Source organism: Mycobacterium sp., from assembly GCF_025965855.1.
In the GTDB taxonomy this organism is placed as follows: domain Bacteria; phylum Actinomycetota; class Actinomycetes; order Mycobacteriales; family Mycobacteriaceae; genus Mycobacterium.
In genome coordinates this window covers 1-6,402 of the sequence record NZ_JAOPWB010000098.1, presented here as the reverse complement: position 1 = coordinate 6,402, position 6,402 = coordinate 1, and the positions used below count along the sequence as shown (strand labels likewise).

4 protein-coding genes and 2 pseudogenes are annotated in these 6,402 nt (G+C 62.2%); 2 read left to right on the top strand and 4 right to left on the bottom strand.

Features of this window, described 5'->3' with window-relative positions:
* Positions 1-438 precede the first annotated feature (438 nt).
* Positions 439-1,605, bottom strand: a complete 1,167-nt coding sequence (locus JWP83_RS07420; RefSeq protein ID WP_297727945.1) for a serine hydrolase — start codon at positions 1,603-1,605, stop codon at positions 439-441.
* 71 nt (positions 1,606-1,676) lie between these two features.
* Here JWP83_RS07420 and JWP83_RS31185 point away from each other — a divergent pair, with 71 nt between their 5' ends.
* Complete coding sequence (locus JWP83_RS31185; protein ID WP_353373061.1) at positions 1,677-1,967, top strand: HEPN domain-containing protein; 291 nt, start codon at positions 1,677-1,679, stop codon at positions 1,965-1,967.
* A 120-nt stretch (positions 1,968-2,087) separates the two neighbouring features.
* Positions 2,088-3,124: pseudogene (locus tag JWP83_RS07415) on the top strand (IS1380 family transposase); the annotation flags it as partial.
* Between the two features lie 259 nt (positions 3,125-3,383).
* Here JWP83_RS07415 and JWP83_RS07410 read toward each other — a convergent pair.
* The 3 genes and pseudogenes from JWP83_RS07410 to JWP83_RS07400 form a co-directional block, all read right to left on the bottom strand.
* Complete coding sequence (locus tag JWP83_RS07410) at positions 3,384-4,526, bottom strand: NAD(P)/FAD-dependent oxidoreductase (protein ID WP_297727943.1); 1,143 nt, start codon at positions 4,524-4,526, stop codon at positions 3,384-3,386.
* Positions 4,527-5,006: 480 nt separating this feature from the next.
* Positions 5,007-5,700, bottom strand: a pseudogene (locus tag JWP83_RS07405) (class I SAM-dependent methyltransferase).
* Between the two features lie 416 nt (positions 5,701-6,116).
* Positions 6,117-6,402: response regulator transcription factor (locus JWP83_RS07400; protein ID WP_297727941.1), on the bottom strand; the 286-nt coding region annotated here is incomplete at its 5' end.

Here is a 6,402-nt window from a genome sequence, read left to right as displayed (position 1 = left end):
TCCACTGGGGCCCTTGATCAAGACCGTCTGGCCGTGGCCACTTCGCGCCGCGAGGAGCAGCGCCGTGAGCTGCTCGAGCTCCGATTCACGTTCGAAGAATTCGGTCAAGCCCATTTCGGCGGGTCAGATGTATCGAATGGACAGCGATGGGCAATCACACTGTCGAACGTATGGTCACGAGCCGGCCGCGTCGCCATCCTTGCCAAAGGGGTTTAAGTCATGCGGGTAGTGGGATTTCAGATCTATCCAAGGGGTTTGTTCAACCGTCATAGACAGTCCAACCGCCGAGGCTCAGGTCGATCAGCGTGACATTTTCCTGGCGCCAAGCGCTGGTTGAGGTTCTGACGTGCGGCGTGGGCCGCCTCTACGCGGCGGACAAGCCAAATGGGTGGAGACTTGACACTTTTCGTTGGACATGGGTAGTGCCGTGCGCCGCGGCTATTTTATCGCGTCGTAGATCAGTGCTAAGTACCGTGAGGTGCGCGCTCCTCCTAGGAGACTTTTCGCCATCTTGTTCATGGTGTAGGCGATTGTGGTCCGGCGGTCGAGATCCATGACGACGATCGAGCCACCCCAGCCACCCCAGAAGCAAGCTCTGCCATTCGGAACGAGGTGGGCGACTTCGTGCGTGGGTAGGGCGAAGCCCATGCCCCACCTCAACGGCACGGCGAGCACTTTGTCGACGCCGTTCGCTTGTTCCTGGAATATCAAGTCGACGGTGGAGGGCAAAAGTAGTTGCACACCGTTGGCCGTGCCGCCGAGCGAGATTGCGGATAAGGCCCGCGTCAGTGACCGAGCGTTGGCATGGCCGTTACAGGCGCCGATGTCCGCGCGTCGCCATGAGGCGGAGTTCGCCGCAGCAGCGTCGGGCATCGGCGCGGTGAAGGTCTTACGTCTCGGATCGTCCTCGGCCAGCTTGTCCAGCGGCAGCGTCGTATCGGGTGGCGGCACTAGCTCGGCGATGCGGTCGTCATCCTCAGCGCGTGCACCGATTTGAATGTCGGCGTCCAATGGTACGGCGATCTCATCCCTGACGAAATCTTTCAGTGTCTTGCCGGTGAGCCGGCGGATGAGTTCACCGACAAGGTGTCCTTGATTCTGCGCGTGGTATCCCGACGCGCTGCCCGGCTGCCACCAGGGCGCCTGGCGGGCAAGTTGGGCGGTCGCCTTGTGCCAGTCGTACATATCTTCGGTGGTGAATGGCGCTTCCCACCCGGACACCCCGGACGTGTGGCCCAAGATGTGACGAACCTCGACGTTTTGCTTGCCGTTCGTACGGAACTCGGGCCAGTAGCGCGCGACGGGTGCGAACGGGTCGAGCAATCCTCGATCGACCAGGATCAGCGCGGCCAGGCTGGAAATGGTCTTGGTGCACGACCAGACATTGACGATGGTGCGCTCGGACCATTTCTTGGTCTGCCCTCGATCGGTGTGTCCGCCCCAGATGTCGACGACCGACTCGCCGTCGACGTCGACACTTATCGCGGCCCCTAACTCACCACCGCTGCCGATTTCTTTAGAAAGTGCCGCGGCGAGTTGCTGGAACCGAGTGTCGCAATGGCCGTAGACCGCCGGTTGTATTTCCTGATGTGCTTGCAGGGTCATGATTGTGTTTGCATTCCTTGGGTAGTGCCGACAGAGCGAGAACCACAGCGGCGAGGGCTAACTCGTACGCTATGCAGTCTCTTCGGAACGATCACCATCCAGCAGTGAGGGGATTAACGGCATTGCAGGATGGGGTTTGCGATGCGCTGTTCTACGCCCTCAAGAAGGATCGAGATTGGGCCATGAGCCGCATCAAAGACAATCGACCTGGCCTTAAAGACCGCCTAGTCGAGCTTGTAAAGAAGGCGGACAGCGAAGCAGTCCAGAGTCTGCTAACGGATGTCGACACGTGGGCTAAGTGGCTCAAAAACGCGCGGAACGCAATCGGACACTTGATACCCCGACCCGGTGGAAAGGCTTAGCCTGAATCCGTGGATGGACTGTGCGGGGTTCGGGGTGTTGATATGAGGAAAGTGCCCTCTGAACTGGAATGATTGGAGTTCTTACACGACAATCAGAGCAGCACGAGAAAGGCACTTTCGGTGCAAGTGTCGCACAACTTCACGGCTTCGTCGGCGGTCTTCGACGACGATCATCTGGTGTCGTGCGCCGGGCTGGTCCCGGTGATGACGCTGGCCACCCAGACTGGTCTGCTGCAGTTGTTGACCGACAAGGTTCATATTGCCCAACCGAGGATCAAGTCCGGGTCGGCCAACCCAGCCCCGAAGCTGAGCACCGTGATCGCCGGGATGTGCGCCGGCGCCGATTCATCGACGATGTCGACATCGTGCGCGCCAGCGGGATGAAGACGCTCTTCGACGGCGTGTACGCGCCCTCGACCATCGGAGTGTTGTTGCGGGAGTTCACCTTCGGACACGGCCGCCAACTCGAGTCGGTGCTACGTGAGCACCTGGCCGCGTTGAGTCGGCGGGTCCCGTTGCTGCCCGGCGCCGATGAGCGAGCATTCGTCGACATCGACTCGCTGCTGCGCCCGGTCCATGGACACGCCAAACAAGGCGCCTCCTACGGGCACACCAAGATCGCCGGGAAACAGATCCTGCGTAAGGGCTTGTCCCCGCTGGTGACCACGATCAGCACCCAGACCAGCGCCCCGGTGATCGCCGGGGCGCGGCTGCGCGCGGGCAAGACCAACTCCGGCAAGGGCGCCGCCCGCATGATCGCCCAAGCCGTGGCCACCGCGCGTGCCGCCGGGGTGCGCGGGCAGATTCTTGTGCGCGGTGACTCGGCCTACGGCAACAGCACCGTCGTGGCGGCCTGCCGACGCGCCGGTGCCCGATTCTCGCTGGTGCTGACCAAGAACCGCACGGTAGCCGCCGCCATCGACGCCATCGACGAGGACGCCTGGACCCCAGTCAAGTACCCCGGTGCGGTGCGCGACCCCGACACCGGCGCCTGGATCTCTGATGCCGAAGTCGCCGAAATCGGCTTCACCGCGTTCGCGTCCACGCCGCACGCGGTGACCGCCCGGTTGATCGTGCGCCGGGTCAAAGACGCCCGCTACCGCGATGCACTGTTCCCGGTCTGGCGGTATCACCCCTTCTTCACCAACACCGACGAAGCCACCGGCCAGCCCCGCGCCGCACACTACGGCGGTCCCGAATCGCTTTGTCTTCTCCATGCGTGGATCTCCTTCGATTCCTTGCTGTCAGCCATGCAGCGGGCTGCTGCAACTTGCGGTTGGCGTGAAGTCAGCTAGTCGCCGATTGATTGGAAATCTGGGCCGAATACACCTGGCGGCCTCGCGCAAGCGACGACGTGGAAACCGACTTGGGCCAAGCGAATTGCCCGACGAAGCTCCGCCGAGTGAGCTTGGCGCGCTACTCGGCTTCTAGTTCGTCGACGATGCGCTTGGCTATGCGCCGGGACTGTTTGGCGAAGTATCCGATCAAGGACGGCCTGGTCCGGTAACCAATGAAGCGCAGGCCGGTAGTGGCCGCAGTCTCGCCCATGACCACCGGTCTGCCGCCGGCATCGAGCACCTTGAGGTGTCCAACCAACGGCTGTAGATCCCGGCTGTAGCCGGTCGCGGCGATGACCGTATCAGGGTTCACCCGAGTGCCGTCGATCAACGCGACCTTATCGGTTTCGAATGACTCGACGGCCGCCACCACCTCAATCGAACCGTCCTTGACAGCGTCGATGACGTCCATGTCCACCAGCGTCGGCGACTCGTCGAGACGACGGTTGCGAGCGAACACACCCTCGTCTGGAACCGGTAACCCGTAAACACTGAGGTCACCCAAACTGGTCCGGCGCGCCACCCGGGCGATCGCATCGGCAATGCGCACGGGTGCGTGGAACAGCGGCAGCGCAACCCAGTCGCCGGGCAGGCCGCCGGGAAGCGAACGCAACATGATGTTCGGCGGCGTACGCACGGCGAGCCAAACTTTCTCGGCTCCGCCGGTGGCAAGATCGTGCGCGATCTCCATACCCGACGAACCCGATCCGACGACCAACACTTTCTTGCCCCGGAATGGGACCGGATTGCGGTATACCGACGAGTGCAGGAGCTCTCCGAAGAATTCATCCGCGCCCGACCAGACCGGAATCCGCGACGTATGAAGGCTTCCGGTCGCCACAACGACCTGGCGCGCCACGATGTCGCCCGTCGAAGTCCGCATCAACCAGCCGGCGCGCACTCTGTCGATGCGGGTTACTTCGGTGCCCAAGCGCAGGTCGATCCGCGGGTCGTGGGCATGCTGGTCGAGATGTGCCACCACCTCGTCGCGGCTCGGGAAGGTCGGTGTGCCCTTGGGGTATTGGCGATTGGGCAGGTGGGAGAAGCGCCTGCCCGTGTTGAGCCTGAGTTTGTCATAGCGTCCCCGCCAAGACGCAGCCACGTGGTCAGCCTTATCGATCAGCAGCGGCCGCAGGCCTCGGTCACGTAGGCTCACGGCAACAGCGACCCCGGCCGGGCCCGCACCGACGACGGCCACGTCATTTTCTATGTTGTCAGTCATAACCCGTATGAACGAGGACCAACGCTCGCGAATTCAAAAAAATTGTAGACCCCCGCGTTGGTTCCCACGAATTCCACCGAATGGTCTGCGCCGCTATAACGCTGCGCAGGCAACGTTAGGGTGATCCCCACCATGAGAAGATCAGCCGCACAGTCATTTCGAGGTCCCGTGCTGTCGCTACGCACCGTTTCCAGTTGAGCCCTCCGCGCCACACCTCGCATTGCCCATCGGTCCTAACTGACTACACCCGGGCGGCCGACACCGACGGTGGCGCCGTCACGGGCGCCACCGAACCATGCAATCTCGATTTCATGAGCGCACATTGTGCCAAGAGTCATCAGCGCAACTCTGTGCGAAGAGTGCTGAGGCTGGCGAGTGTACTGGCGTTCGCTCCGCCACCTGACACTCTCTCAACACTGGCGCATCATGGGCACTTCATTTTTCGGGCGCAGTCTTCCACCGCATCGGGGGGACAGATTCCTACACCAGGTGCGCCAATAGTAGCCAGGCTGGTGCCGATTTGAGGCCGCTCGGTTCGTCCTCGAAATCGAATGGTAGTGCCATGTCGCTGTCCGGGAAATTGGCATGGATCCGCGCGGGTTTGATGTCGTCAACCTCCCAGAACTTCGAGACCGCGTCTCGTAGTTCGCCGGCCGTGACGGGGTTCATGGGCATCTCGGGAACATCGGGGTAGACGGCTCGGTCGAACGTCGCAGCATCGAAGGTCAGAACGAAGAAGCTCGCCCCAGGCGATGCGGCCCGGGAGACAGATGCCAGGTAGGGCTCACGCAGCGCGATCGGCAACGAGTGGAACAGGGGTGCTGTCAATGATTGTGCCGAAGCGGCGGTCATATCCAGTGAAGGACGATATATCGGCGACGGCAAACGATGCGTTCGTCAAGCCCAGTCGTTCCGCTGAGGATTTCGCGATGTCAATGGCCGTTGCTGAGAGGTCGAGTCCAACGACCCGGTGGCCGACCTCAGCGAGGTACAACGAGAGGGCGGCCTCGCCGCACCCTGCGTCGAGGACCTCGCCGTGAACCATTTCCTGGTCAACGAGCGTGGCAAGGTCAGGTTGGGGTCCACCTATGCTCCAGGGCGGTTTATCAGCAGGCCCCAATGGCCCGTGGCCGCGGTAGGCCGGATCGAAATCTAGGTTCTCCGGTTTCGACATCACGATTCCCTTCTATCTTGGTTGGCAATCTCGTTCGGATTTGTTTCGCTATAGACGTACAGCACAGATACTCACGGCGGACCTGAACCGTTGGAACAGAGCGTCTGAGTTGGCCGCTCATTGCGGCCACCGGCGGCGCTCGCGTACTACCCCGGTTTTACCTACAGCCTCCCGTCCGTCGCGGCCGTCTCCGTTGATCATCTGCGAGGGATTAACGGATGGGATGGCGCAGATATTCACTAGGTCGCACCGCATTGGTAGTCGCCCGGGTCAGCACGACGTCCGACGCTCACTGCGGTCCCTAGGTACGCCTGCCCGGCGACGGGTCACGGCAGTTGTTGGACTGCGGCCTCTTATCCGGCCGGCAATCGCTAGAAGATCCGGATCGGTGCCTTTAGCCTTAGGCACCCAGGGGATTAGGCGTGGCGGGCTGCCTCTTGGACGAGCTGAACGCGGCTGGTGAGGCCGAGTTTGGTGTAGACGTGGGTGAGGTGGGTTTGCACGGTGCGTGGTGAGACGAAAAGTCTTGTGGCGATGTCCTTGTTGGCCAGCCCGTCGCTGACGAGTCGCACGAGGTCGCGTTCGGTGGGGGTGAGGGATCCCCAGCCGCTGGTGGGGCGTTTGCGTTCGCCGCGGCCGCGCTGTGCGTAGGCGATCGCCTCCTCGGTAGACAGCTCCGCGCCTTCGGCCCAGGCGGACTGG